Below are 25,901 nucleotides of genomic sequence, written 5' to 3'. Positions count from 1 at the left end.
TGCTGCTTCAATCATGTTTAGCATGGAATATTTTTATGTTGCGATTTCTTAATCGTTGCTCACGCGGGCGCGGTGCGTGGTTGCTGCTGGCGTTTACCGCTTTAGCATTGGAGTTGACTGCGCTCTATTTTCAACACGTTATGCTATTAAAACCGTGTGTACTGTGTATCTATCAGCGCAGTGCGCTATGGGGTGTGTTCGCAGCAGGTATTGTCGGTGCCATCGCGCCGTCAAGTCTATTGCGTTATCCAGCCATCGCGCTATGGATATACAGTTCATATGAAGGGGTTCGATTGGCGTGGAAACACACCGATATTTTGTTAAATCCGTCGCCGTTTAACACCTGTGATTTCTTTGTCAGCTTCCCATCATGGCTGCCTTTAGACAAATGGCTTCCCGCCATTTTCAACGCAACAGGTGATTGTTCAGAGCGTCAGTGGTCATTCCTCTCGATGGAAATGCCACAATGGCTGCTTGGCATCTTCGCCGCTTATCTGTTGATTGCCGTGCTGGTGCTGATCGCTCAACCTTTCCGTCCCAAACGCCGCGACCTCTTCAGCCGCTAATTATATATACCCTAAATAATTCGAGTTTCAGGAAGGCGGCAAGCGAAGGAATCCCGATGAACTTACTCAAGTAAGTGATTCGGGTGACTGACAAGTCTGCCAGAGGCAGGTTTGAACGCTGCTTGCAGCGGCCCCAACGGGGTGAGGCCAACATAAGTGGGCCGAGTAGCGCAGCCAACGCACATGCAACTTGAAGTATGACGGGTATAAACCGAAAAGCCCGACAATAGTCGGGCTTCTGGTAACCGTTTCTACACTTCACAGGCTTGTGCCAACCGTCACTGCTGTGGTCTGTAGATATCGCGATAATGGCCTAATCGCTCGTTGAAAAAAGGTCTTTTTTCCAGCGGAATTCTGCGTGATATTTCATCCGCGTCGATCTTTTTTTCCTGACTTTCCATGAAAGCAATCGTGGAGGCAGCAAAGTCGGTGTACTGCTCGCTGTACTCAAGAATGATTTTCTCAAAGTTAATCACATGCTCTCCCCCTCTGCTGATTATGCTGCTCTAAAATTATACAACACGCCACGATTTATGCCGGAGACGACAGCATGATTCGCACAAGGAAAAAGAAAAATGTGAAGTGGTGAACAAAAAGCGGATGAGCGTTTCAACGCCAACAGTGAGATGTGACGTTCTTACCTCAACGATATATAAACCACTCGCCCCTTTTGAGCATTTTTTCTTCATTAACACTCTCCTTATGCCTATAGTACATACCGCAGGTCGACGACGACTTATCACCTATGAGGTATTTCTATCGCAATTAATTTATTCAGGAGAAACAACCATGTTAGGCAATATCAATATTTTCATCGCCGTATTGGGCGGCATACTTTTTCTTAGCTTTCTGGCGGCGTACCTGAGCCCCAAATGGGATGACTAATGAGCGCTGACTCTCCCCCCGATAAAAAGCCCCTCTTCTGAGAGATTCAGATTGAGGGGCTTCTTGTTTTAGGCATGCAACAACCCGCATAGAACGAAAACTACCGCGCCCACTCAGGTTTGTTCAGTATATGGTCCTGCCACTCCACCACCTCACTTTCGCGCACGGCAATATGACGGACGGAGATACGTTCGCGGTGCATTGCTGTCTTGGTGCCACAGACCAGCGGGTGCCACTGCGGTAAATCTTCACGCTCATGAACCAAACGATAAGCACAGGTCGCTGGTAGCCAGTTAAACGTCAGCAGGTTTTCTCGCGTCAACTTGATGCAGTCTGGTTCGTACTCGAAACGTTTTTCATAGTTACGACACTGGCAGCTTTTAATATTCAGTTGATTACAGGCGACGTTGGTAAAGTAGATCTCCTCCGTATCCTCATCAATCAGTTTATGCAAACAGCACTGACCGCAGCCATCGCACAGCGACTCCCATTCATCGTCAGACATCTCAGACAACGTTTTTTGCTGCCAAAAAGGGCGTTCAGTCATGTTTCTTCCTGTTGTAAATCGATAGCGTTGTAAATAAAGATGCGTGATTCTGGCAGGCACTGCGGGGAAGTTTTGCTGCCCGTCGTTCGACACGGGCAGCCAGAGCGTTAAATAATACGCGTGCTCAGCGTCCGGTCATTTACCGTAATCGTCAGCATATCGCCAGACAGGATCGGACCGACCCCTTTTGGCGTACCCGTTAAAATAATATCGCCCGCGCGTAGCGTAAAGAAACGGCTCATATAGGCAATCAGCGGCAGAATCGGCGTAATCATATCACGCGTGTTGCCCTGCTGGCGCACTTCATCGTTCACTTTTACACCCAGATCGGTTTGCTGCGGATCGCCAAACTCGGCAACCGGAATAAAACCAGAGATCGGGCAAGAGCCGTCAAAGGCTTTGGCTTTTTCCCACGGCTGACCCGCTTTTTTGAATTCAGATTGCAAATCACGCAGCGTCAAGTCAAGCGCCACACCATAACCCGCAATCGCCCGAGCAACGCGTTCTTCATTCGCCTGCTTTAATGGTGTGCCGATCAGCACTGCCAGTTCGACTTCATGGTGAACCGAGCCCAGGTTTTTCGGAATGGCGACGGGCTGACGTAAATCACACAGTGCGGTTTCAGGTTTGATGAATAAAACCGGCTCGCTCGGGGTCGCACTTCCCATTTCTTTGATGTGTTCTGAGTAGTTGCTCCCGACACAAACCACTTTATTTACCGGAAAATCAAGCAGCGCGCCCTGCCAGTCTCTGTGTTGATACATGGGTATTCTCCTGCCCTGTCTGTTGGATTATCACTGCTTTCATGACGTTAGAACTCGCCCAAAAGGAAAACAGCTATATAAGAACACGATGGTGCAAAACCATCGTTATATCATCGCAACGGGGTTACCCCAACAGATTTCAAGAGAGTGAGACCGAAGATCGCGCAGTTTGAAGACGGCGTCATAACCTATCAAAAATAGAAACAATTAAATGATGACGGGGGTAAAACTCAAAATGTGAATATTTATCGCGCGGAATATCATGCAAACAATCAAAATATTCCACGCCAAATTATGTGTGCGGCTTTATCTGAAAGTACGGCTTGGTATTATTTTTTTACACTTACACTGGAGTGGTTAATAAGCTTTCAACCGGTGGCGGAACCTGTAGATAAAAACCCTGTTCCTGTAGCGCAAGTTTCACTTTTTCTATATCGGCATTCGCCAGTTTTTTACGCTTATCCAGTGGTAAAACCATGGCTAACTGCGGTGCGCCGAAACTTTTCATTAATTCTTCAGGCACGCGTGAGAAATCGTCTTTTTTTTCAACATAAAGATAGGTCTGATCGCGTTTCGCACTTCGATAGATCACACAAAACATTTTTTTTACTCTATTTGATGGGAATGCCATCTTGCCTGTATATAATTGTAACTATAACATGCTTACAGCGCTCTGGAATATCATGCCTTAAATGTTACTCTAGGGATTAAAAGATGCTGAAACTGAGTCAGGATAGATGTCACAAACGCCAATAGAGCTAAAAGGCAGCAGCTTTACCTTATCGGTTGTTCATTTGCATGATCCCCAACCCGAGGTAATTTACCAGGCACTACAGGAAAAAATAGAGCAAGCGCCTGCTTTCCTGAAAAATGCCCCCGTTGTCATTAATGTTGCTGCATTAACTGCGGAAACCGACTGGATAAAATTGCAGCAGGCCATTTCATCAACTGGTCTGCATGTCGTCGGCGTCAGCGGATGCACCGACGACGTATTAAAACAAGCCATTGCGCAGGCGGGGCTTCCTCTTTTGAGTGAAGGCAAAGCACAACGTCGGGCCGTTGAACCCGTTGCTGCCGTTCCTGCTGTAGTGAAGACAAAAATCATCAACACCCCTGTTCGCTCCGGCCAACAGATTTATGCTCGGAACAGTGACTTAATCGTCATGAGCAGCGTCAGCGCAGGGGCAGAGGTGATTGCTGATGGCAATATTCATATTTACGGCATGATGCGCGGCCGGGCCCTCGCGGGCGTTTCTGGCGATGTTCAAAGCCAGATATTCTGTACGCATCTGGCCGCAGAACTGGTCTCTATCGCCGGACGTTACTGGCTGAGCGACCAGATACCTGAAGCGTATTTTGGGCAGCCAGCACGGATCAACCTGAACCTGCTGGACAATGTGTTAACGATAAAACCTCTAGACTAGAATCTCCCAAGGAAACATTTATGGCACGCATCATTGTTGTTACATCGGGTAAAGGGGGCGTTGGCAAGACCACATCAAGCGCGGCCATTGCTACCGGTTTAGCCCAGAAAGGAAAAAAGACGGTTGTCATCGATTTTGACATCGGTCTGCGTAACCTCGACCTAATCATGGGATGTGAGCGTCGCGTGGTGTATGACTTCGTGAACGTGATTCAGGGTGATGCCACACTGAATCAGGCGCTGATCAAAGATAAGAGAACGGACAACCTCTATATTCTGCCTGCATCACAAACGCGCGATAAGGATGCGTTAACGCATGAGGGCGTGGAAAAAATACTCAACGACCTGGGCGATATGGAGTTCGATTTTATCGTATGTGATTCGCCAGCCGGGATTGAAACCGGTGCGTTGATGGCGCTCTATTTTGCTGATGAAGCGATTATCACCACCAACCCGGAAGTCTCTTCCGTCCGCGATTCCGACCGTATTTTGGGCATTTTGTCCTCAAAATCACGTCGTGCGGAACGTTCTGAAGAGCCGATCAAAGAACACCTGTTGCTGACGCGCTACAACCCAGGCCGGGTAAGCCGTGGCGACATGCTGAGTATGGAAGACGTCCTTGAAATCCTGCGGATCCCGCTGGTTGGCGTGATCCCTGAAGATCAATCCGTACTCCGCGCCTCTAACCAGGGTGAACCCGTCATTCTGGATGCGGAAGCCGATGCAGGTAAAGCCTACGCGGATACCGTTGAACGTTTACTGGGCGAAGAGCGTCCTTTCCGTTTTATTGAAGAAGAGAAGAAGGGTTTCCTTAAACGACTTTTTGGGGGATAAATTATGGCTTTACTGGACTTCTTTCTGTCCCGCAAAAAAACGACAGCCAATATTGCCAAGGAACGGCTGCAAATTATTGTCGCGGAGCGACGCCGGGGTGATAGCGAACCCCATTATCTGCCGCAATTAAAGCGAGACATTCTTGAGGTTATCTGTAGATACGTGCAGATTGATCCTGAGATGGTAACGGTTCAACTTGAGCAAAAAGGAGATGATATTTCCGTACTTGAGTTGAACGTGACCTTACCGGAAGCGGAAGAAACACCTAAATGATTTTTCTGCTTTAATGTCCCCTGCTTTCATGCAGGGGATATCTATTCCCGTCATACATCTGAATCACTTACCTGAGTAAACCATCAGGATTTTTTCTTTTATCACCTTTCTAAAACTCGAATCGTTTAAAATAAACTGTATATTTACCCAGTCTTTATTTCTCATTCTGTTTTTTCACCGCATTCTTTTCGCCCTATTTGCTGCTTTTCCATAATTGAAGCATCGCAACAAATAAGGCATATTGAGAATGCACATCTACCGATGATTAATAGCCCTGCACAATTTCACGCAGTTCATCACCATATAACTGGCCGCGCCAGCCAGACAACATTTCCGGCGTACTCGCATCTTGCCCGGTTAATTTCCAGTGCCAGTTCAGCAGGCGATTAATTTGGCGGCGTGAAGCTAATAATTCGGCGGACAAGCCACTCTGTTCACTCGCGCGCTGTACCAACGCCTTGATATCTTTAAACGCTTTTTTATAACCGGGATGGTCGATCAAATTAATCACTGGCGGTGGGCAATCCACGTCAGCAATGCCGTCCGTTTGCGCGACACAATCCAGCAGCGTTTTTCCGTGGTAGCGGATCTCTGGGCCGCTTAGCCCCAGAGAACTCAGTTCTCCCAGCGAAGACGGCAGACAACGCGCCACTTGCAAAAGGTTCTCTTCACGCACCACAAAATTCACCGCGCTGTCCCGCTCACGCGCCTTACGCAAGCGCCACTCAGCCAGACGCTGAAGGCAAGCCAGACTCCGACCACGTAGCTGCCAGGCGTTGCCAAATTCACGATAGGCCAATGCCGGGGCTAAAATATCCTGTTTACGCTGACAAAGCAGGAGACACTCGTCCAACGCGGCGTTCATCCACCCCGCGGCTTCGGTATCCGTCACCAGTTGAATGGCCATCGGCAACAGGTAGAACACATCGGCGGCCGCGTAATCACACTGTTTTTCGCTCAGCGGACGGGCGAGCCAGTCCGTTCTCGACTCGCTTTTATCCAGCGTCACGCCCATGTAGTCGGCCACCAGCGCAGCAAAGCCATAAGAAAGCGGCTTGCCTAAAAATGCGGCCAGAATCTGTGTATCAACGAAAGGCGTCGGCAGTGTTCCAAACGTATTGAGAAACACCTCCAGATCCTCGCTGCCTGCATGCAGGAATTTAGTGACCTGCTCGTCACGCAGCAACGCCTGAAAAGGAGCCCAGTCGGTAATCGTTAACGGGTCGATAAGCGAAAGCTGTTCGCCGTCATACAATTGAATCAACCCTAATTGCGGGTAATACGTGCGGGTTCTGACAAACTCCGTGTCCAATGCCACCTGCGGAAAGCGTTGCGCCTGAGCGCAGATCTGTTGTAACCCGATGTCGGAAGTGATCAACTGATAATTCAAAACGTCATTCTCTTGGTTGTTTTTACTTTACGGTTCTGGGTCAAATCCGTATCGCCGTAAAAAATTCCCGGCGGAAATTTTTAACGTCGCAAGCGACGGCCCATAGGGTGACGGCGGTTCATCCGTCATAAAAAAGAACGCCGGATAAACCGGCGTGAAAACATCATATCGCGTCCTGCCTCTCTCTGGCAGTCGTTTTCGTGGAAAATAGTCAGGCGGCAGCGTCTTTCTTCGCCTTCTTCTCGTCACGCAGTTCGCGGCGCAAGATTTTCCCGACGTTGGATTTCGGCAGATCGTCACAGAACTCGATCGCTTTCGGCACTTTATAGCTGGTAAGATTGCGGCGACAGTGGGTAATGAGTTCATCTTTCGTTAACGAGTTATCACGCCTTACCACAAAGGCTTTTACTGCCTCGCCGGAGACCTCACTTTCTACCCCAACCACCGCCGATTCAGACACTTTGGGATGACGACTGATCACATCTTCAATTTCCGTCGGATAGACGTTAAAACCAGAAACCAGAATCATGTCTTTCTTACGATCGATTACCCGCAGGAATCCTTCATCATCAGACGTGACAATGTCACCCGTTGCCAACCAACCGTCTTTCAGCACCTCATCCGTCGCGGCAGGCTGCTGCCAGTACCCTAACATTATCTGTGGCCCACGCACCCACAACTCACCGGACTCGCCCGGCCCGGCATCGTTGCCGTTATCGTCGATAATTCTGACATCGGTTGACGGCACGGGCAGCCCAATGCTGCCACTGTAATGCTTAAGGTCGTAAGGATTGCCCGATACCACGGGTGAACTCTCTGTCAATCCGTACCCTTCGAGCAGATGCTTGCCCGTCAATTTTTCCCAACGCTCCGCCACCGATTGCTGTACCGAGGCACCTCCGCCTGCAGAGAGTCGCAATGTCGAAAAATCTAGTTCATGAAACTCTTTATTATTGAGCAATGCATTAAATAAGGTATTTACGCCAGTAATCGCCGTAAAGGGGTATTGCTTCAACTCCTTCACCACCGCTGGAATATCGCGAGGATTGGTGATCAAGAGGTTCTTTCCACCCAGTTCAAAGAACAGCAGACCATTCACCATCAATGCATAGATGTGATACAACGGAAGAGCCGTCACTACCAATTCACGTTCTTCACGCAACACGGAACCGTAAGCTGCCTTACACTGTTCAAGGTTCGCCAACATATTGCGGTGCGTAAGCATCGCGCCTTTAGCGACGCCCGTGGTGCCGCCGGTATATTGCAGAAACGCCAGTTCACTACTGATGATATCGGGGCGAATATATTGCTGACGCCGCCCCTCTTGCAAAACACGCCGAAACGAGATGGCATCCGGCAAATGATATTTGGGCACCAGTCGCTTAATGTATTTCACCACGAAATTTACTAATGTACCTTTTGCCGTAGAGAGCTGATCGCCCATACGGGTCAGGATGACGTGCTTCACCGCCGTGTTATGGACGATTTTTTCCAGCGTATGCGCAAAATTAGATACGATCACAATCGTGCTAGCACCGCTGTCTTTTAGCTGGTGTTCTAGTTCACGCGGCGTATACAGCGGGTTAACATTGACGACAACCATACCTGCACGTAACACACCAAATAACGCAACGGGATATTGCAGCAGATTTGGCATCATCAACGCTACGCGGTCGCCTTTTTGCAATTTAAGCTGGTTTTGCAGATAGGCCGCAAACGCCCGACTCCGCTCTTCCAACTTACGAAACGTCATCACTTCACCCATATTGACGAAAGCAGGCCGATCGGCGTAACGCCTCACGGCATTCTCAAACATGTCAATCAACGACGAATAGCGATCGGGATCGATTTCCGCCGGAACGTCTGCCGGATAACGTGATAACCAAATTTTTTCCAAGACGTCACTCCCGAGATATTTTTTTAGTGGCATCGTCGTCGCCCTCATAGGCATATAGTTATTAACATTATTTTAACTCAGCCTACCAGTTAGCTAACAAACAATGTTAAGGTTGCGAGGACGATCACTTATTTATCCCCGCCATACATCAAGCTGCCTGTGTATTACTCAAAACGTTAACGTTTTGTCATGCGCGCCGAATTATTTACGGTCTATTTTTTTCAAAAAAAATCAGGCAACCTGCGTCGCCTGATCTTTTTACATACGTAGTACGTGAAGATTTTGAACACTGCCCAAGTTCAAAATGACAAATGAAATAGTCCTAATGGGTAGATTCTTATTCTGTCACGATATTCTCAATCCGTGCCGGACCCGGCCAACCGCCGTCGAATCCCCATCCGGGGCCCCAGCCATAACCATAACCTGCGCGCCATCCCCACGGACCATAGCCGTAACCGCCGGGCGGCACCATCAGACGCTGCACGACATTCCAGCGTTTGTAGCCTTGCGCATCGATCACGACATAGCGATAAGGTTTATCACCGATAGCGCCCTGTTCGGTGCCGACAATCGGTCCAACAACGGTCACCAGTTGGTCTTTAAAATCGACTGGTTCCAGAAAGCGATTTACATAGGCGATAAAGCGCCCTTCTGACGGCATATCCAACAGCGGTTTCGCCCCGCTATCCAGCGGCATACTGGCAATTTCCAGACGGGTTTTATTCGCTTCATTGCGGATGCTGACCACCCGCCCGCCAAAACGTGACTCCTGACCGACATAAATCTGCGGCGCATTCATCACTCGCACCAAGTCGTCTTGTGGCGTTGGCGAGGTGCCTTTGATGGCATCCGGCACCGTGACGCAACCTGAAAGCAACAGCGCTGCCGCAGCCATCATAGAAAGGCGTGCGCTTTTCCGATTCAGATGCATTCTTTTCATGCGCATACTTTTTATTTGTACGCTTTTTATTTCTACGAGCATGGCACAACCTCCTCTCAGGTATCTGACAGTTAGACTGCTCAGCATCGAATAAGTTGCTGTTTATTCCCGCTATACGTCACGCCGAATCTGCGTTCTACTACGCGCGGCCGGGCAATTTTTTCCAGGTCACTTCATTACGCAGGTAGCACGGTTGCGCATTCTCGACGCTGACCGCTTTTCCTGCCTGCCAGAGCCGACAGGCCAGCGGTAACATGTCCTGTGCCTGCGGCAGCAGTATGTCGCCCTTCGTCAACACCAGTGCGGAATGGTTGACCAGCTCAGGATAGGTTTCCCACCCGGTACCTACCGTGGCCCACTCGCCTGACAGCGCGACGGTTAACGCCTGCACCTGTTCAGGTTTCAATACCGCTTCTTCGGATTCCCCCTGCCAGCCGCCGTCAGCATCACGCTGATAGCAGCCCCAGTACACTTCTCCCATCCGCGCATCAATGGCCGCCAGCACTTGCATCGCCTGCGTCTGGCGGAAAGCCCCCTGCGCCATGGTTGCCAGCGACGATATACCAAGCAGCGGTAAATCCGCCCCCAGCGCCAGCCCCTGCGCAATGCCGATACCAATCCGCACGCCGGTAAAACTTCCCGGTCCCTGGCCAAAGGCAAGCGCATCAAGATCGTTAAGCGTCAGGCCGCTGTCGGCCAGCACCTGCTGGACCATCGGTAAGATACGTTGTGTGTGTTCACGGGGACAAATTTCAAACAGGGAATGAATTTCGCCTTCATTCCAAAGCGCGACGGAACAGGCTTCCGTTGCAGTATCAAGCGCTAGAATTCGCGTAGACATGCCAACCTCAGGCAGGATAAATAAATCTTAATAAGCCGTATCATAGCATAAGCCCCCTGTCGTGCCGTAGCCCTTCCCGCCATCGGTCAGGCCATACGGCAATCGCCAATTGGGATTATGAGCTACGCGTCAGGAAGGTAATCGCTTGCTGAATATCACGGGTACGCGGTGTCGGTGGCAAACTATTAAGAAACACCGCACCATACGGCCGCATCACCAGTCGATTATCGCAAATCACAATCACTCCGCGATCCTCAACATCACGGATGAGGCGTCCTACGCCTTGTTTCAGGGTAATTACCGCATCGGGGACCTGCACATCGTCGAACGGCTCACCGCCGCGCAGGCGACAATCCTCTATACGCGCTTTCAGCAGCGGATCGTCCGGCGAGGTAAACGGCAATTTATCGATAATGACACAGGAAAGCGTATCACCGCGCACATCCACGCCTTCCCAGAAGCTGCTGGTCGCCACCAGCAAAGCATTACCCGCTGACACAAACTGCGACAGCAATTGCGCCTTGCCCGTTTCCCCCTGCAACAGCACTGGTAACGTCAACGTCGCACGGAACTCAGCAGCCAAATCGCGCATCATCTGATGCGAGGTACACAGCATAAAACAACGCCCCTGATTCGCTTCAATCAACGGTCGTAGCATCGCCGCCAACCTTTTCGCCGCCCCCGGGCGATTGGTTTCCGGCAGGTTACGCGGGACGCAGAGCAGCGCCTGATTGGCATAATCAAACGGGCTGGGTAACAGGAGCGTATTCGCGTTATCCAACCCCAGCCTATCGGTGAAGTGGAAAAGTTGATCGTTAACGGACAGCGTCGCGGAGGTAAACACCCAGGCCGCAGGCTTCTCTTTTATCAGTTCACGAAAGCGATCGGCGACGGACAACGGTGTCAGCGCCAACACAAAATGACGCGAATTGCATTCATACCAGTAGCTGTAACCCGGCAACTGGACGTCTTTCAGCCGTTTCAATCGGTTGCGGTAAAGTGTGGCGCGTTCAAAGGCGACATCCAGCAATGCTGAACGCCCCAGCGACAGTTTCGCAACGTCGTAACACAGCTCCAGTGCGTCATCCAGCAACAGCAGCGCACGCTGAAGCGACGGCTGTTCGAGCACATCGCGTAAGTTACCGCGAAACCCCGGATCGCCCAGCGCCAACCGAAAATCCTGCGTACTTTGCGTCAGGCGATCGGCACTTTTCTGTAGCTGAGAGGCATCACGCACTTCTGTGCGGTAAGCAATGATGATGTCTTTTGCCAGATCCAGCAGTTGGCGGCTGGAAAGCTGCTGGCCGAAATATTGACTGGCGATATCGGGAATCTGGTGGGCCTCATCGAAAATCACGACGTCGCTTTCCGGGATCAGTTCCGCAAAACCCGTTTCCTTCACTACCATGTCCGCCAGATAGAGATGATGGTTAACCACCACGATATCGGCATCCATCGCTTTGCGCCGCGCCTTCACCACGAAGCACTCTTTATAATGCGGGCAGTCACTGCCCAGACAGTTATCGTTAGTGCTGGTCACGAGTGGCCAGATCGTACTGTCTTCCGCCACACCTGCACAGGTCGTGACATCGCCTTCTGTGGTTTCCGACGACCAGCCGCGCAGCCTGACCAGTTCGCTCAGCGTTTCGCCGGGTAAATCACCGCCACCCAGCGATTGCTGTTCAAGCCGTTCCAGGCAGAGATAGTTAGAACGGCCTTTCAGCAGCGCTAACTTGCCTTTGTACTTCAGCGCCTGCGCGACCGTCGGTAAATCGCGACTATAGAGCTGGTCCTGTAGCGCTTTCGAACCGGTCGAGATGATGACTTTTTTATCCGAACGCAAGGCTGGCGCAAGGTAAGCATAGGTTTTACCGGTTCCGGTTCCCGCTTCTACCACTAGCGCCGTTTTATCGTCGATGGCCCGCATGACGGCTTGCGCCATCTGCCGCTGTGGCTCACGAGGCTTGAAGCCCGTGATCGCCTTCGCCAGCGCACCGTCATTAGCAAAATCATCGATTACCCGATCGTTCGTCACGCCAGCTCTCTTTTCAAAGGAATTATGTAGAGTAATGCTATAAGCCTCTAACCGTTTCAGGCTGCGGCAAAAATATCGCGCTGATTATGCCAAGAGTCACTCGGCGCTACCACCTTAAATCAGGAAAGCAGGCCAATGCCCACTGTGGTAGGCTTGGCGATTCGCTTTTATTACCTTAGGAGGAACTTCACCCATGGCGATCACACGTATTAATCCCGAAGCACGCTGGTCAGACGCCGTTATCTATAACAACACGCTCTATTACACCAGCGTGCCAGAGAATCTGGATGACGACGCGCAGTCACAGACGGAAAACGCGCTGGGCGCGATAGATGCGGTCCTAAAACAGGCTGGAACGGATAAGAGCAAGCTACTGGACGTGACGATTTTTCTCGCCGACGCCGATGATTTTGCCGCGATGAACGCCGCATGGGATACCTGGGTCGTAGCTGGCAGCGCACCAGTACGCTGCACTGTGCAGGCGAAGTTGATGCATCCGAAATTTAAAGTCGAAATAAAAGCAATCGCGGCGGTATAAACCATAGCCCCTTATATACAATACCTACGAAGAGGATGGCAGTTACTGCTCGTCCTCCTCTTCACCATCGTCAAAATGATGTTCTTCATCGCTATCATTAACCATGTCATCATCGTCTTCGTCAAACATCACCGCGACGTTGCCGCCCTTATGGTTTTCGCGAATTTCTGCCGCGACGAGCGCGATCGCCTGTCCGCTGCTCATGCCTTCAGACATCAGTTCCTGAATGCGCTCTACGGCATCTTGCTGCTGTTTATGTGTCAGCGCGGGCATACCTGCAATCATGATAATTTCCTAGTTGATAAATTCCCGCGTATCATCGCACGCCCGCTTTGAGATACACCAGTATTTCTGCTTTGTGGTACGCTGTAGCCAGTAAAATCGACACGATACCTATAGATACCACACGAAAACATGACCGCCGCCAACACGATTCACGAGATCAATACCAGCGATTCAGGCTCTGCCGTTGTCTATCACGCGCTGCCATATTACCCGAATGTGCTGCTCGATCGCTTTGCCCCTTTTTCCCAACAGCCGTGGGCAATATTACTGCATTCTGGGTTTGCCGATCATTCGCACAATCGCTTTGACATCATGGTCGCTGACCCACGCGTCACATTGTGTACGCGCGAAGGCAAAACGGAAATAATAAGTGACGGCGTAACGAACACCCTAGAAGGTGATCCGTTTATCCTGCTGCAACAGCAGCTTGATGCGCTGTCGTTACCTGTCGAAACACATCCTGACTTTCCTTTTCAGGGCGGCGCATTAGGTCTGTTCGGCTATGATTTGGGACGCCAGATTGAAACGTTGCCCGCACAGGCCGAACAGGATATCGACCTGCCGGATATGGCTGTGGGTTTATATGACTGGGTGCTGGTTGCCGACCACCACCGACAAACCTTAACGCTGATCGTACATCATTCCCTTCAGGCACGGCTCGACTGGTTAGCGACCCCGCCTGTCAACGCGATAAAAGTCGATTTCAGCCTGACCAGCGACTGGCAGCCGAATATGTCACGCGCCGTGTACGGCGAAAAATTCCGCAAAATACAGGGCTATCTTCTGGCGGGCGATTGCTATCAGGTCAATCTGGCACAGCGTTTCTCTGCGACTTACGCTGGTGATGAATGGCAGGCGTTTTTACGATTGTCCGCAGGCAATAAAGCGCCTTTTTCTGCTTTCCTGCGCCTGCCGGAAAATACCGTGATCAGCGTGTCGCCGGAACGCTTCCTCTGGCTGGAAAATAACCACATTCAAACGCGTCCGATTAAAGGTACATTACCGCGACTCGCAGACCCAGATGCGGATAAGCAACAGGCGAACCGGCTCGCCCGTTCAGAGAAAGATCGCGCAGAAAACCTGATGATTGTCGATCTTCTGCGTAACGATATTGGTCGCGTCGCGGTTCCGGGCAGCGTTCGCGTACCGGAGCTGTTTGCCGTTGAGCCTTTCCCCGCAGTGCACCATCTGGTCAGCACGATTGAAGCGCAGCTACCAGAAAATTGTCCCGCGACCACGCTGCTACGCGCCTGTTTCCCCGGCGGGTCGATCACTGGCGCACCGAAAATCCGTGCCATGCAGATTATTGAAGAGTTGGAACCTCAGCGTCGTAATGCCTACTGCGGCAGCGTCGGCTACATTAGTCTGTGCGGAACCATGGACACCAACATCACCATCAGGACGTTATTAACCGAACGCGGCAGAATCTACTGTTGGGCAGGTGGTGGCATCGTCGCCGACAGTGAGGAACAGGCGGAATATCAGGAAACGTTTGATAAAGTGGGCCGTATTCTTCCACTGCTGGATAACTCCCAGGCCAACAATTCAGGTACTGAGTGAATGAGTGAAATTGCCTTTCCGACAACGGCCTTCACGCTGGACGACTTTATTACGCGTTTTCAGCTACAGCTTCCACCGCCGCTACAACCTGTTCATCAACAACGGCAGGCTGCGGTTCTGGTACCGATTATCTGTCACCCTACGCCCACGCTGTTATTGACCCGGCGTTCTGCCGATCTCCGTAAGCATGCCGGGCAGGTGGCGTTTCCCGGCGGCGCGGCAGACAAAACGGATCGTTCAATCATCGAAACGGCACTACGTGAAGCACAGGAAGAAGTGGCTATTCCGCCGAAAAATGTACAGGTGTTGGGCATCCTACCGCCGCTGGATAGCGTCAGCGGCTTTCAGGTCACACCGGTCGTCGGACTGATCGCCGCACAGACCCGCTTCCACCCCAATGAAGATGAAGTCGCTGAGCTGTTCGAAATTCCGCTGGATGACGCTTTCGCGCTGACACGCTACTACCCGCTGGATATTGAGCGCAAGCAGCAACGGCACCGGATTTATCTCTCCTGGTATCAGCAGCAGTTTGTCTGGGGACTGACCGCCGCTATCATCCATCAGCTTGCTTTACAGATTTCCGACAGGCCCTAAGTTCAAGGCCGCCCCGCGGCTTTTAGCGCAACACTTCTTTTCCCTCACTAATTATCCCTACTTTAAAAATGGATTTTACGAACAAAAAACAGCCACCTCTATTATTTACAATGGCTTAGATCGTGTTTGAGATAAGTTAAATTATGCAGTGGCATAAGTTTATTTCATGCGAAAAAGAAAGCCACACAACATATTCCACACTACAATAGCGCGATTTAACGAGTTTTATTCTAATATTTGGGCATATCTCCACTACAATTCAGGTCATGTATCGCCAGAACCGAAAACTGGCGACCAGAAAATAGCGGGTACGGCTCTGAGTCTCTGAGGAATTTGGTGTGATAAGTGTTTTCGACATGTTTAAGATCGGTATTGGCCCCTCTAGCTCTCATACGGTTGGACCGATGAAAGCCGGCAAGCAATTTGTCGATGAATTGATCAACCAGAATTTACTAACCGCGATCACGCGTGTTGCCGTCGATGTTTATGGCTCGCTATCGCTGACGGGTAAAGGCCACCATACGGATATCGCCATCATCATGGGCCTGGCGGGCAACATGCCGGATACCGTCGATATTGATGCCATCCCTGGCTTTATCCGCGATGTTGAACAACGCGAACGCCTGCTGCTGGCTAATGGGCAGCATGAGGTGGATTTCCCCCGTGAAGGCGGTATGGTTTTCCGCAGTGAAAATCTGCCGCTGCACGAAAACGGCATGACGATTACCGCGTTTGCCAGCAATAAAGAAATTTATAGCAAAACTTACTACTCCATTGGTGGAGGCTTCATCGTTGATGCAGAGCATTTTGGCAAAGACGTCACCACCGACGTATCCGTTCCCTATACCTTCCATTCTGCCAAAGAGATGTTGGCTCACTGCAAACAGAGTGGCCTATCACTTTCCGGAATGGTGATGCGTAACGAACTCGCGTTGCACAGTCAGCAGGAGATTGAGGCGTACTTTGCCGATATCTGGCAAACGATGCGTGCTTGTATCGATCGCGGCATGAACACCGAAGGCGTGTTGCCTGGACCACTGCGCGTACCACGCCGTGCATCCCCGTTGCGTCGTATGCTGGTGTCTTCCGATAAGTTGTCCAACGACCCGATGAACGTGGTGGACTGGGTTAATATGTTCGCGCTGGCGGTGAACGAAGAAAACGCCGCAGGTGGCCGTGTGGTGACTGCACCAACAAACGGCGCATGCGGCATTGTCCCCGCAGTCCTTGCCTATTACGACCACTTCATCGAGCCGGTTAGCCCGACCATTTATATTCGTTATTTCCTCGCGGCTGGCGCGGTCGGCATTCTGTACAAAATGAACGCCTCCATCTCCGGTGCCGAAGTGGGCTGTCAGGGTGAAGTGGGCGTGGCCTGCTCCATGGCAGCGGCTGGACTGGCAGAACTGATGGGTGCCAGCCCGGAACAGGTTTGCATCGCTGCCGAGATCGGTATGGAACACAATTTGGGCTTAACCTGCGACCCTGTTGCGGGCCAGGTACAGGTTCCCTGCATCGAACGTAACGCCATTGCTTCCGTTAAGGCGATTAACGCCGCCCGCATGGCCACCCGCCGCACCAGCGAACCACGCGTCTCGTTGGATAAGGTAATTGAAACCATGTACGAAACGGGGAAAGACATGAACGCCAAATACCGCGAAACCTCCCGAGGTGGGCTGGCGATCAAAGTACAGTGTGATTAAAAGTACGGTGTGATTAAAAGTACGGTGTGATTAACTCGCTTTCACCACATATTTGCTTTTACTCTCATCACAAAAAGCCCCACCAATTTGGCGGGGCTTCATTTTGCAATCGACTGACGAGGTGCTCATTACACTTCTTCAGCGCCTTCCCGATCGACGATACGTTCTACACGCACCAGTTCAATACGATATTCGGAAACGTCGATGATATGGAAACGCAAGTGGTACAACTCGATGATCTCGCCGACTTTCGGGAATTCATCACTGTGCGCCAGCAGCATCCCGGCCAGTGACGCATACTCTTCCTTCGGATCAACCAAATCGCTGCTATCCACCACTTGTTGTAACGCGTGCAGATCCGTTCCGCCTTTCACTAACCAGCCTTCGCCGTCTGGGATAATATCCAGCGTTTCGTCTTCATCCGGGAACTCACCTGCGATGGCTTCCAGCACGTCCAGCGGTGTAACCAATCCTTGCACCACGCCAAATTCGTTGGCAATGATGACCAGACTACCTTTCGCGCGACGCAGAACCGGTAGTAAGTTAATCACATCCAGCGTCTCCGGTACGACAATCGGCGGATTAGCGGCGGCAAAATTTTCCACATCGGTTTGTGTTTCCAGCGCCACCAGCAGATCTTTGGCACGGACGACGCCGATAATTTCATCCAGAGAACCGCGACATATTGGGAACAGGCTGTGAGGCGTATCCAACAATTGCATACGGATCTGTTCGACCGAACTGGCGCTATCCACCCAGGAAATTTCGGTGCGTGGTGTCATTACGCTACGCAGCGAACGTGAGGCTAACGTCAACACGCCGCTGATCATATTGCGCTCTTCTTCAGCGAATTCCTCTTTCGTGAGTTTTTTCTGTGGTTCACCCGCCTCCACATCGTCGGTATTTTTCCGTGAACCCATCAGGCGCAGAATGGCCTCTGCGGTACGTTCACGCAAAGGGCGATGCGACTGATGCTTCATAAAGTTATGACGGGCAATTTGGTTAAACAGTTCGATCAAGATAGAGAAACCAATCGCGGCATACAGGTAACCTTTCGGAATGTGGAAACCAAAACCTTCCGCCATCAGGCTCAGACCAATCATCAACAAGAAGCTGAGACACAGAACCACCACCGTGGGGTGCGCATTGACGAAGTTGGTCAGCGGCTTAGACGCTACCAGCATAACGCCCATCGCTATAATCACCGCCGTCATCATGACGCCAAGGTGATTCACCATCCCTACTGCGGTAATCACGGCATCCAGCGAGAACACGGCATCCAACACGACGATCTGCGCAACGACGGCCCAGAAATTAGCATGAGCGCGATTGCCATTGCCTTCGTGCGTCTTATTCTCTAGCCGTTCATGCAACTCCATAGTGGCTTTAAACAGCAGGAATACACCACCGAACAGCAAAATCAGGTCACGACCCGAGAAGCTGAAGTCACCAACGCTAAACAATGGACGGGTCAGTGTGACCATCCAGGAAATCAAAGACAACAGACCCAGACGCATGAACAACGCCAGGCTTAAACCAATAATGCGGGCTTTATCTCGCTGCTTGGGGGGTAATTTATCCGCCAAAATGGCGATAAACACCAAATTGTCGATACCCAGAACAATTTCCAGTACCACCAGCGTCAATAGGCCTGCCCAGATTGAAGGATCTAGCAAAAATTCCATGTCAGACTCCAGAAAATGAACGAGCAGATGACATCAATGCATGGGCCGCATTGAATGGTAATAAAAAGAGTTGGTGTGAATCAGAGAGATTCTGAATGTGGTCTGAGTGACCAACTGAGTACAGAAAACCGCCAGCATTAGCGGGGAAACAGAGAACGTTTTGTCGGTGACAGTCCATGGGAAGGGCTGATGCCCGGTGCTCCTAAGCAATTTAAGGGACGTTTACTCTAACAGGTTGTTACCATTTTTCACAAAGAATTTCTTAGACTGGCTTCGCATTGATAACCCGCTCAAATTTTCGCATTCCGTCCCCTTTTAGCCCCCTGCTTAACTAGTCAGCATTAGAGCATCATCACACTATTTATTTTTTCGATAACTAAAATAAATCTGTCAGTCACGATTTCTCGCCTGACAGCCTGGAGGAACACGGTGAAATGTCATGAATCCACGGTAAAGTTTTTCTTGCAGCCATACTAATACCGCGACGGTTAACGCTTTCACTACCGGAACGCTAACCCTGTTTCCTGACACATTGACTCTTTTGATCGTGAACGTGAGGAGGTAGCAAGTGAGTATTGCCATTATGTTATGCACTCACGGCGCCACTGCGGGACCGCTGTTAAAGACAGCAGAAATGATTCTTGGCGAACAAAGTAATGTCGCTTGGATCGATTTCGTCCCCGGAGAAAACGCCGAAACTTTGATAGAAAAATATCAGGAAAAACTCACGCAGTTAGACACATCGCAGGGCGTGCTGTTTCTCGTTGATACCTGGGGCGGCAGCCCGTTCAATGCCGCCAGTCGCCTCGTCACCGACAAAGAAAACCATGATGTTATCGCTGGCGTAAATATTCCCATGCTGGCGGAAACCTTTATGGCTCGGGATGATAATCCGTCCTTCTCCAATTTGGTTGCTATCGCTCTGGAAGCTGGCAGGGATGGCGTAAAAGCGCTGAAGCACCAGGAAAAACCCAAAGCAGCTCCCCCTTCTCCTCCCCCAAAACCAACGCCGTACCCACACCGATAGGACCCGGTGAACATATGAAGATCGGGTTGGCACGTATTGATGACCGTCTGATTCATGGTCAAGTCGCCACCCGCTGGACGAAAGAAACCAATGTTTCGCGCATTATTGTTGTCAGCGATGAAGTCGCTGCCGATCACGTGCGTAAAACGTTGCTGACTCAAGTTGCGCCACCGGGCGTTACCGCACACGTCGTGGATGTGGCAAAAGCCGTTCGTGTTTATGACAACCCGAAATATGCCGCCGATCGCGTAATGTTGCTGTTCACCAATCCGACGGATGTATTAACGCTGATCGAAAATGGCGTAAAAATTCCCTCGGTCAATATTGGCGGGATGGCATTCAAACAGGGGAAAACGCAGGTAAATAATGCTGTCTCTATCGATGAAAAGGATATTGTAGCATTCCGTGAATTAGATAAACGCGGGATTGAACTGGAAGTTCGGAAAGTATCAACCGACTCCCGAATTAAAATGATGGACTTGATTAACAAAATGCCGCGTTGATACCCGCCACGATGTGAAGGTTATTAACGCTAACATCACCATCAATAATAGCTTTATAGACCTGACGATTTTCAAGATATGCCTTTATGTCAATATTGAAAAACCTTATATCGACATAGAAAATCAATGGGGATGGCGATTTATTTTACTCAGACACATTTTATAGGAGAAGTACGATGGAGATTACCACACTTCAAATTGTGCTGATATTTCTCGTCGCATGTGTTTCGGGGATGGGTTCAATTCTCGATGAATTCCAGTTCCACCGTCCACTCGTCGCTTGTACGCTAATTGGTGCAGTATTAGGTGATTTAAAAACCGGGATCATTATTGGCGGTACGCTGGAAATGATCGCATTAGGCTGGATGAATATCGGGGCGGCAGTAGCACCTGATGCGGCGCTGGCTTCCATTATATCAACTATTCTGGTTATTGCCGGTGGTCAGGGAATCGGTGCCGGGATTGCTCTGGCGATTCCGCTTGCCGCTGCTGGCCAGGTCTTAACCATTATTGTTCGTACCATCACGGTGGCATTCCAGCATGCGGCAGACAGCGCGGCAGAACGAGGCAACCTGACGGCCATCAGTTGGATTCACGTCTCCGCCCTGCTGCTTCAAGCCATGCGTATCGCAATCCCTGCGGTTATTGTCGCAGTCTCTGTCGGCACTGACGCCGTTCACGAGTTGTTGAATTCCATCCCGGACGTTGTCACCAACGGTCTGAATATCGCGGGTGGGATGATTGTTGTCGTCGGTTACGCGATGGTGATCAACATGATGCGCGCGGGCTACCTGATGCCGTTCTTCTATCTTGGCTTCGTTACCGCTGCGTTCACAGAGTTCAACCTGGTGGCGCTGGGCGTAATCGGTATTGTGATGGCGGTGCTATATATCCAGCTCAGCCCGAAATATAACAAGGTTCAAGGCCAGTCTGTTACATCAGGCAATAACGGTCTTGATAATGAACTGGATTAACAGGAGTGAGAAAAATGGTCGAAAATACGAATGTCAAAAAACTCACTGACAGCGACATCCGCGCGGTGTTTATCCGTTCCAACCTGTTTCAAGGCTCCTGGAACTTTGAACGTATGCAGGCACTCGGCTTCTGTTTTTCCATGGTGCCAGTGATCCGCCGTCTTTATCCTGAACATTCGGAAGAGCGTAAACAAGCGATTAAACGCCATCTTGAGTTCTTCAATACGCAGCCTTTTGTTGCTGCGCCGGTACTCGGCGTAACGATGGCGATGGAAGAGCAACGCGCAAACGGCGCACCGATTGACGACGCGGCGATAAACGGCCTGAAAGTCGGGTTGATGGGGCCATTGGCGGGCGTTGGCGATCCGATATTCTGGGGCACCGCGCGCCCAGTATTCGCAGCGCTAGGCGCGGGGATTGCCATGAGCGGCAGCTTATTGGGACCCGTCCTCTTCTTCGTCTTGTTTAATCTGGTTCGCCTGTTAGTGCGTTACTATGGCGTCGCCTACGGCTACCGTAAAGGGATCGATATCGTCAGTGATATGGGCGGTGGTTTCCTGCAAAAAATGACCGAAGCAGCGTCTATCCTCGGTTTATTCGTCATGGGGGCATTGGTCAATAAATGGACTCACGTCAACATTCCGATGGTGGTGTCGACGGTGACGAATCAGAATGGAGAAACCACCGTAACCACGGTTCAATCCATCCTTGACCAGCTCATGCCGGGGCTCGTTCCCCTACTGCTGACGTTCGGCTGTATGTGGCTATTACGGCGCAAGGTGAACGCGCTGTGGTTGATTATGGGCTTCTTCGCCATTGGTATCTTCGGATATTGGATCGGCCTGCTCGGCGTGTAATGTCTACTAGCCAGGCACAAATGTGCCTGGCTATGCTTTATTCTCTGAGATGTAACGGATAAGGATAATACCGATGACGATGACAGACATCACGCTGGTGGGGTTGATTGCTTTAGCACTGGTTTATGCCCTCTATGACGAATTCATCATGGATAAACTCAAAGGGAAAACACGACTGCTCATTCCCCTGAAGCGGATTAATCGACTCGACACCCTGATTTTCATCGGCTTAGTGGGTATTCTTATTTATCAAAATGTGATGAGTAATGGTGCCATTATCACAACTTATCTTTTGATTTCTCTGGCCTTCATGGCGTGCTATCTGGCTTATATTCGTCGCCCCAAACTGATTTTTAAATCAACCGGTTTCTTTTATGCAAATTTATTCATTCCTTATACCAGAATTAAGAATATGAATTTATCTGAGGATGGCGTATTAGTTATCGATCTTGAGAAACGTCGTTTATTGATACAGGTTACTCAGCTCGACGATTTAGAAAAAATATATAAATTTATGATTGATAACCAATGAATTCGGTTTTCCATTCAAATTATTTAAAATAGCCTGAGATATACACCCTCCATTTCGATGGTATTTTAACCTCAATAATATTGGTGTTATTTTACGCAATATTTTGTCGTTAACATCCAAATGAAAATAATTATCAATTGCATTGTTAACACTTAAAACTTTTAGTGTTGTTTGCACCATAAATAATATGGTAAGGTTGCGCCGTCATTGGGGAGTAGCCAATTTTTGATTAGTCACTATAGTCACTTTTCAAAAATGCTCGTATCAACATACTCGTTCTATCTCCGTATTATCGGGGTATAAAACGTGGTGCGGGCGGCCAAGCATGATTGGCAGGCGAGACCATAGACACGTAGCATCGTCGTTCGGGTTGGGGATGATCTGCGTGTATATGGTTAATCGTCCAGCCGAGGCTATTTTACAATGAATATGTCAGCAACACTTATCCTAGCATTTGGTATGTCAATGGATGCCTTCGCCGCGTCAATCGGTAAAGGTGCCGTCCTGCATAATCCCCGCTTCCGCGATGCGATCTGGACAGGTCTCATTTTTGGCGTTATCGAAGCAATTACCCCACTCATCGGTTGGGCACTTGGTTTTTTTGCCAGCCAATATATTCTCGAATGGGATCATTGGGTTGCCTTTACGCTGTTATTGATTCTCGGTGGCCGCATGGTCATTGAAGGATTCAAGGGCTCTTCAGACTGCCGCTGCGAAAAAGTCAAAAATCATAGTCTGGCACTGTTAATCTGCACCGCGATTGCCACCAGCCTGGACGCCATGGCGATTGGTGTTGGTTTGGCTTTCCTCCAAGTCAATATTCTCCATACTGCGATGGTTATTGGCTGTGCCACCATGATTATGGTCACGCTTGGGATGATGATTGGCCGCTATATCGGCCCGATTTTCGGTAAAAAAGCGGAGATTATGGGTGGGCTGGTACTTATTGGCATCGGCTGTAATATCCTGTATGAACATCTCGGCTACGCCGCCTGATATGCCCGTCATACTTCACGTTGCTTGTGCGTTGGCTGCCCTTAAATACTCGGCCCATCGAGGGCCTCGCCCTAAAGGGCCGACGCATTGGCGTTGTTCAAAACGCTAGCGTTTTGTCACGCAACTCGAATTATTTAGGGTATAAAACACATCTATATCAACGGGCAGCTCGATTCTCACGCTGCCCGTTTTCATTCTTCTCGATCAATCTATCGCATCAATATCAACACGCTGATGCAAGCGAATAATAAAATCCGTTTCACAACTAAATGCAGCAGTCCCCCACAATCGCTCGCTGACCTCTGGCGTTGCCCGCCAGGCAAAGGGGGTCATTTGCAATAGAGCCGCCGCTTCGTTACCAGATAACTGCATGGGATACGCGAGCACCTGCTGATCCATAAGCTGAAAGCCGGCAAGCACCTCGTCTTTACTCGGGTGTAATAGCACCTCATCGTAGACTTCTGCCTTCAATTGAAACAGGTGGCGTGGCCCCGGGGACACCGTCACGACCCAACCGCCAACCTTAACCGTGCGAAGTAATTCTGCGTCATTACATGGCGCATAGATTTTTACCACAGCATCAAGAGATTGGTCAGGAAACGGCAGCCTCTGGCTGGATGCGACACAAAACTCAACGCGGTCATACCGTTTTGCAGCACGTTGAATCGCAGCTTTGGAAACATCCAGTCCATATATCGTCATCGACCTGCGCAATGTAAGGCGATGCGCAAATTCTGCGGTGTAGTATCCTTCACCACAGCCGATATCCAGCAGTGCGGTTGCGTCATCCGCCACGATATTATCAATATGCTGCGCCACAGCGTCGCGTAGCGGTTGATAATGGCCAGCTTCAAGAAAGTTGCGCCGAGCCTGCATCATTTCAGCACTATCGCCGGGCTGCTTTGAGCGCTTAAACTGTACCGGCAACAGGTTGACGTACCCTTCTTTCGCACAATCAAAGCTATGTTTACCACACGTCCATTGCCGCGGGTGTCGCTCCAGAGGTAACTGGCATAGCGGACACTGATAACTCATCGGCACATTTTCCTCATTAAGCACGCCTTCACTGCATTACGGGTGTAGATACAAGCATCACGGGTGCAGATAAAACGCAGACAACAAAAAACCCGCACCATGGCGGGTTTTGCAACAGAACTGTAAAATTACAGCGCAGTGACGTTTACTGCAGAAGGACCTTTCTGGCCATCCTGAATTTCGAATTCTACGTTCTGGCCTTCAGCCAGAGTTTTGAAGCCGTTGCCTTGAATTGCAGAGAAGTGTACGAATACATCTTTGCTGCCGTCAGCAGGAGTGATGAAACCAAAGCCTTTAGACTCGTTGAACCACTTAACCTGACCTTTAATCTTTGCCATTTCAAATATTTCCTTTAATTGTTTAAACCGCCCAAAAGGCGTTATACAGACAAACCAAAGTCGTTACTGCTTGAGGCACTAAGATAAGGATCGGCAGAGAAGCAGCATGCAACGCTAAAGGTTGTACCTAAGTCTTCTTTACTGAAAATGCCATTCATATACAGAACTGTACCTCGTTTTACCCAGAAGCGTTATTACACACTATGCAAACGATGGCAAGGCCTTTTTTATCAGTCATGGACACGCCGCACAAATTCACATCATCACTGATTCATTAATACACGATAGCGCACGCTGACGCCTATATTCACAAGCCGTTTCTGACATTACACAATAAGTGCATTTCAGATTTTATTATGCAAACAAATACGCGACAAATGTCGCATTTCTGACACCGCTACACTTGCAATCATAACAAAAAGCTATAATTAGCGTTCTACTATCACGAGATATTGAGCATTAATGGAAGCGTGTCGACAACGACCACGCTTATATCAATATTTAAAAACGATTATCACTTTTATGCTATCTCTATCTCTTGCATTAATACATTACATAATAGAAATTATTTATAATCTAACCTTTCGTTACGCGGGAAATTAACTGGTTTTAACCAGCAGGGCTAATAATGCCACCAAGAAAGTCAATAAAACTACACTTGCCAGCTTCCAGCGTCGTTCTGATTTTGTGCTCATATCACTTACAATCCTTTTGTATAAAATAGAGACATCTCTCACATACTTTATGGTTTATCGGCAATCACCAGAATTTTTTTAAGGTTACCTCCGATTTTTCCTTTTTTTTGGTGTAAATTTCACCATGCGTATAGCGATGTAGAAATCGCACGACAGTTCACCTTCGTTACCGTTAGACTTTCGT

At 49.8% G+C, this 25,901-nt stretch carries 27 protein-coding genes, 1 pseudogene and 1 riboswitch; of the genes and pseudogenes, 14 read left to right on the top strand and 14 right to left on the bottom strand.

The window, feature by feature from the left end:
* Window positions 1-35 precede the first annotated feature (35 nt).
* Window positions 36-566 carry a disulfide bond formation protein DsbB gene (gene dsbB, locus A7983_RS18630; RefSeq protein WP_005968784.1) on the top strand — a complete coding sequence of 177 codons (531 nt, stop codon included), beginning with the start codon at window positions 36-38 and terminating at the stop codon, window positions 564-566.
* Between the two features lie 278 nt (window positions 567-844).
* Here the strand turns inward: dsbB and A7983_RS18625 are convergent, their stop codons facing one another.
* On the bottom strand, window positions 845-1,042 hold the full coding sequence (locus A7983_RS18625; RefSeq protein WP_005968786.1) for a hypothetical protein: 198 nt from the start codon (window positions 1,040-1,042) through the stop codon (window positions 845-847).
* A gap of 313 nt (window positions 1,043-1,355) precedes the next feature.
* On the opposite strand from A7983_RS18625, the gene mgtS reads away from it, so the two are divergent.
* The gene (mgtS, locus tag A7983_RS24000; protein WP_005968788.1) at window positions 1,356-1,451 is read left to right on the top strand and encodes a protein MgtS; all 96 of its coding nucleotides are present in this window, start codon (window positions 1,356-1,358) and stop codon (window positions 1,449-1,451) included.
* A 100-nt stretch (window positions 1,452-1,551) separates the two neighbouring features.
* Here the strand turns inward: mgtS and A7983_RS18620 are convergent, their stop codons facing one another.
* The 3 genes from A7983_RS18620 to A7983_RS18610 form a co-directional block, all read right to left on the bottom strand.
* On the bottom strand, window positions 1,552-1,998 hold the full coding sequence (locus A7983_RS18620; protein ID WP_005968791.1) for a YcgN family cysteine cluster protein: 447 nt from the start codon (window positions 1,996-1,998) through the stop codon (window positions 1,552-1,554).
* A gap of 107 nt (window positions 1,999-2,105) precedes the next feature.
* Window positions 2,106-2,762 (bottom strand): fumarylacetoacetate hydrolase family protein, encoded by a 657-nt coding sequence (locus A7983_RS18615; protein ID WP_005968793.1) that lies wholly within the window; start codon window positions 2,760-2,762, stop codon window positions 2,106-2,108.
* Between the two features lie 343 nt (window positions 2,763-3,105).
* Complete coding sequence (locus A7983_RS18610) at window positions 3,106-3,363, bottom strand: YcgL domain-containing protein (RefSeq protein ID WP_005968795.1); 258 nt, start codon at window positions 3,361-3,363, stop codon at window positions 3,106-3,108.
* 136 nt (window positions 3,364-3,499) lie between these two features.
* Here A7983_RS18610 and minC point away from each other — a divergent pair, with 136 nt between their 5' ends.
* From minC to minE, 3 genes are read left to right on the top strand one after another with little or no spacing between them, the layout of a single operon-like run.
* On the top strand, window positions 3,500-4,186 hold the full coding sequence (gene minC / locus A7983_RS18605) for a septum site-determining protein MinC (protein ID WP_005968797.1): 687 nt from the start codon (window positions 3,500-3,502) through the stop codon (window positions 4,184-4,186).
* Window positions 4,187-4,206: 20 nt separating this feature from the next.
* Window positions 4,207-5,019 (top strand): septum site-determining protein MinD, encoded by an 813-nt coding sequence (gene minD, locus A7983_RS18600; RefSeq protein ID WP_005968799.1) that lies wholly within the window; start codon window positions 4,207-4,209, stop codon window positions 5,017-5,019.
* A gap of 3 nt (window positions 5,020-5,022) precedes the next feature.
* A complete protein-coding gene (gene minE / locus A7983_RS18595; RefSeq protein WP_005968801.1) occupies window positions 5,023-5,292 on the top strand; it encodes a cell division topological specificity factor MinE in 270 nt (89 codons plus the stop codon).
* A 265-nt stretch (window positions 5,293-5,557) separates the two neighbouring features.
* Here minE and rnd read toward each other — a convergent pair whose 3' ends face one another.
* The 5 genes from rnd to A7983_RS18570 form a co-directional block, all read right to left on the bottom strand.
* Entirely contained in the window at window positions 5,558-6,682 is a 1,125-nt protein-coding gene (gene rnd / locus A7983_RS18590) for a ribonuclease D (RefSeq protein WP_005968803.1), read from the bottom strand.
* Window positions 6,683-6,893: 211 nt separating this feature from the next.
* Window positions 6,894-8,579: a long-chain-fatty-acid--CoA ligase FadD gene (fadD, locus tag A7983_RS18585; protein WP_152413529.1), complete on the bottom strand. Its 1,686-nt coding sequence runs from the start codon at window positions 8,577-8,579 to the stop codon at window positions 6,894-6,896.
* Between the two features lie 337 nt (window positions 8,580-8,916).
* On the bottom strand, window positions 8,917-9,519 hold the full coding sequence (locus tag A7983_RS18580; protein WP_269466006.1) for a Slp family lipoprotein: 603 nt from the start codon (window positions 9,517-9,519) through the stop codon (window positions 8,917-8,919).
* Between the two features lie 139 nt (window positions 9,520-9,658).
* Window positions 9,659-10,360 (bottom strand): tRNA (adenosine(37)-N6)-threonylcarbamoyltransferase complex dimerization subunit type 1 TsaB, encoded by a 702-nt coding sequence (gene tsaB, locus A7983_RS18575; protein WP_005968807.1) that lies wholly within the window; start codon window positions 10,358-10,360, stop codon window positions 9,659-9,661.
* A 115-nt stretch (window positions 10,361-10,475) separates the two neighbouring features.
* Window positions 10,476-12,395, bottom strand: coding sequence for an ATP-dependent DNA helicase (locus tag A7983_RS18570; protein ID WP_005968808.1), 1,920 nt, complete (start codon window positions 12,393-12,395; stop codon window positions 10,476-10,478).
* A gap of 193 nt (window positions 12,396-12,588) precedes the next feature.
* Between A7983_RS18570 and A7983_RS18565 the strand changes: the two genes are divergently transcribed.
* Window positions 12,589-12,933, top strand: a complete 345-nt coding sequence (locus A7983_RS18565; protein ID WP_005968809.1) for a RidA family protein — start codon at window positions 12,589-12,591, stop codon at window positions 12,931-12,933.
* Window positions 12,934-12,975: 42 nt separating this feature from the next.
* On the opposite strand, the gene A7983_RS18560 is transcribed toward A7983_RS18565, so the two are convergent.
* Window positions 12,976-13,218 (bottom strand): YoaH family protein, encoded by a 243-nt coding sequence (locus A7983_RS18560; RefSeq protein WP_005968810.1) that lies wholly within the window; start codon window positions 13,216-13,218, stop codon window positions 12,976-12,978.
* Window positions 13,219-13,347: 129 nt separating this feature from the next.
* On the opposite strand from A7983_RS18560, the gene pabB reads away from it, so the two are divergent.
* From pabB to sdaA, 3 genes are all read left to right on the top strand, one after another.
* On the top strand, window positions 13,348-14,778 hold the full coding sequence (pabB, locus tag A7983_RS18555) for an aminodeoxychorismate synthase component 1 (protein WP_005968811.1): 1,431 nt from the start codon (window positions 13,348-13,350) through the stop codon (window positions 14,776-14,778).
* Window positions 14,779-15,372 (top strand): CoA pyrophosphatase, encoded by a 594-nt coding sequence (locus tag A7983_RS18550; protein WP_005968812.1) that lies wholly within the window; start codon window positions 14,779-14,781, stop codon window positions 15,370-15,372.
* A 338-nt stretch (window positions 15,373-15,710) separates the two neighbouring features.
* On the top strand, window positions 15,711-17,075 hold the full coding sequence (sdaA, locus tag A7983_RS18545; RefSeq protein ID WP_005968813.1) for an L-serine ammonia-lyase: 1,365 nt from the start codon (window positions 15,711-15,713) through the stop codon (window positions 17,073-17,075).
* 128 nt (window positions 17,076-17,203) lie between these two features.
* Here sdaA and A7983_RS18540 read toward each other — a convergent pair whose 3' ends face one another.
* A complete protein-coding gene (locus A7983_RS18540; RefSeq protein WP_005968814.1) occupies window positions 17,204-18,760 on the bottom strand; it encodes a TerC family protein in 1,557 nt (518 codons plus the stop codon).
* Between the two features lie 568 nt (window positions 18,761-19,328).
* On the opposite strand from A7983_RS18540, the pseudogene manX reads away from it, so the two are divergent.
* The 5 genes and pseudogenes from manX (at window position 19,329) to mntP (ending at window position 23,649) form a co-directional block, all read left to right on the top strand.
* Window positions 19,329-20,290, top strand: a pseudogene (gene manX / locus A7983_RS18535) (PTS mannose transporter subunit IIAB).
* 176 nt (window positions 20,291-20,466) lie between these two features.
* A complete protein-coding gene (locus tag A7983_RS18530; protein ID WP_005968818.1) occupies window positions 20,467-21,264 on the top strand; it encodes a PTS mannose/fructose/sorbose transporter subunit IIC in 798 nt (265 codons plus the stop codon).
* A 14-nt stretch (window positions 21,265-21,278) separates the two neighbouring features.
* Window positions 21,279-22,121 carry a PTS mannose transporter subunit IID gene (locus tag A7983_RS18525; protein WP_005968820.1) on the top strand — a complete coding sequence of 281 codons (843 nt, stop codon included), beginning with the start codon at window positions 21,279-21,281 and terminating at the stop codon, window positions 22,119-22,121.
* Between the two features lie 73 nt (window positions 22,122-22,194).
* The gene (locus A7983_RS18520) at window positions 22,195-22,653 is read left to right on the top strand and encodes a DUF986 family protein (RefSeq protein WP_005968822.1); all 459 of its coding nucleotides are present in this window, start codon (window positions 22,195-22,197) and stop codon (window positions 22,651-22,653) included.
* Between the two features lie 197 nt (window positions 22,654-22,850).
* A riboswitch (yybP-ykoY riboswitch) is annotated at window positions 22,851-23,068 on the top strand.
* A gap of 8 nt (window positions 23,069-23,076) precedes the next feature.
* Window positions 23,077-23,649, top strand: coding sequence for a manganese efflux pump MntP (gene mntP / locus A7983_RS18515; RefSeq protein ID WP_005968824.1), 573 nt, complete (start codon window positions 23,077-23,079; stop codon window positions 23,647-23,649).
* Between the two features lie 204 nt (window positions 23,650-23,853).
* Here mntP and rlmA read toward each other — a convergent pair whose 3' ends face one another.
* The 3 genes from rlmA to A7983_RS23995 form a co-directional block, all read right to left on the bottom strand.
* Window positions 23,854-24,684, bottom strand: coding sequence for a 23S rRNA (guanine(745)-N(1))-methyltransferase (rlmA, locus tag A7983_RS18510; protein ID WP_005968826.1), 831 nt, complete (start codon window positions 24,682-24,684; stop codon window positions 23,854-23,856).
* Between the two features lie 128 nt (window positions 24,685-24,812).
* Entirely contained in the window at window positions 24,813-25,022 is a 210-nt protein-coding gene (cspE, locus tag A7983_RS18505; protein ID WP_005968829.1) for a transcription antiterminator/RNA stability regulator CspE, read from the bottom strand.
* A 41-nt stretch (window positions 25,023-25,063) separates the two neighbouring features.
* A complete protein-coding gene (locus tag A7983_RS23995; protein WP_086002455.1) occupies window positions 25,064-25,180 on the bottom strand; it encodes a DUF2627 domain-containing protein in 117 nt (38 codons plus the stop codon).
* Window positions 25,181-25,901: the final 721 nt, after the last annotated feature.

Origin of the sequence: Pectobacterium wasabiae CFBP 3304 (genome assembly GCF_001742185.1) — a bacterium.
Classification (GTDB): Bacteria; Pseudomonadota; Gammaproteobacteria; order Enterobacterales; family Enterobacteriaceae; genus Pectobacterium; species Pectobacterium wasabiae.
The sequence above is the reverse complement of the archived record's forward strand: the minus strand, read 5'-3'. Positions and strand labels throughout refer to the sequence as shown.

Excerpts from the sequence above, each read along its gene's own strand:
- dsbB (WP_005968784.1), top strand. The coding sequence starts at position 36 with ATGTTGCGATTTCTTAATCGTTGCTCACGCGGGCGCGGTGCGTGGTTG.
- mgtS (WP_005968788.1), top strand. The coding sequence starts at position 1,356 with ATGTTAGGCAATATCAATATTTTCATCGCCGTATTGGGCGGCATACTT.
- A7983_RS18620 (WP_005968791.1), bottom strand. The coding sequence starts at position 1,998 with ATGACTGAACGCCCTTTTTGGCAGCAAAAAACGTTGTCTGAGATGTCT.
- A7983_RS18615 (WP_005968793.1), bottom strand. The coding sequence starts at position 2,762 with ATGTATCAACACAGAGACTGGCAGGGCGCGCTGCTTGATTTTCCGGTA.
- A7983_RS18610 (WP_005968795.1), bottom strand. The coding sequence starts at position 3,363 with ATGTTTTGTGTGATCTATCGAAGTGCGAAACGCGATCAGACCTATCTT.
- minC (WP_005968797.1), top strand. The coding sequence starts at position 3,500 with ATGTCACAAACGCCAATAGAGCTAAAAGGCAGCAGCTTTACCTTATCG.
- minD (WP_005968799.1), top strand. The coding sequence starts at position 4,207 with ATGGCACGCATCATTGTTGTTACATCGGGTAAAGGGGGCGTTGGCAAG.
- minE (WP_005968801.1), top strand. The coding sequence starts at position 5,023 with ATGGCTTTACTGGACTTCTTTCTGTCCCGCAAAAAAACGACAGCCAAT.
- A7983_RS18580 (WP_269466006.1), bottom strand. The coding sequence starts at position 9,519 with ATGAAAAGAATGCATCTGAATCGGAAAAGCGCACGCCTTTCTATGATG.
- tsaB (WP_005968807.1), bottom strand. The coding sequence starts at position 10,360 with ATGTCTACGCGAATTCTAGCGCTTGATACTGCAACGGAAGCCTGTTCC.
- A7983_RS18565 (WP_005968809.1), top strand. The coding sequence starts at position 12,589 with ATGGCGATCACACGTATTAATCCCGAAGCACGCTGGTCAGACGCCGTT.
- A7983_RS18560 (WP_005968810.1), bottom strand. The coding sequence starts at position 13,218 with ATGATTGCAGGTATGCCCGCGCTGACACATAAACAGCAGCAAGATGCC.
- pabB (WP_005968811.1), top strand. The coding sequence starts at position 13,348 with ATGACCGCCGCCAACACGATTCACGAGATCAATACCAGCGATTCAGGC.
- A7983_RS18550 (WP_005968812.1), top strand. The coding sequence starts at position 14,779 with ATGAGTGAAATTGCCTTTCCGACAACGGCCTTCACGCTGGACGACTTT.
- A7983_RS18540 (WP_005968814.1), bottom strand. The coding sequence starts at position 18,760 with ATGGAATTTTTGCTAGATCCTTCAATCTGGGCAGGCCTATTGACGCTG.
- A7983_RS18530 (WP_005968818.1), top strand. The coding sequence starts at position 20,467 with ATGGAGATTACCACACTTCAAATTGTGCTGATATTTCTCGTCGCATGT.
- A7983_RS18525 (WP_005968820.1), top strand. The coding sequence starts at position 21,279 with ATGGTCGAAAATACGAATGTCAAAAAACTCACTGACAGCGACATCCGC.
- A7983_RS18520 (WP_005968822.1), top strand. The coding sequence starts at position 22,195 with ATGACGATGACAGACATCACGCTGGTGGGGTTGATTGCTTTAGCACTG.
- mntP (WP_005968824.1), top strand. The coding sequence starts at position 23,077 with ATGAATATGTCAGCAACACTTATCCTAGCATTTGGTATGTCAATGGAT.
- rlmA (WP_005968826.1), bottom strand. The coding sequence starts at position 24,684 with ATGAGTTATCAGTGTCCGCTATGCCAGTTACCTCTGGAGCGACACCCG.
- cspE (WP_005968829.1), bottom strand. The coding sequence starts at position 25,022 with ATGGCAAAGATTAAAGGTCAGGTTAAGTGGTTCAACGAGTCTAAAGGC.
- A7983_RS23995 (WP_086002455.1), bottom strand. The coding sequence starts at position 25,180 with ATGAATGGCATTTTCAGTAAAGAAGACTTAGGTACAACCTTTAGCGTT.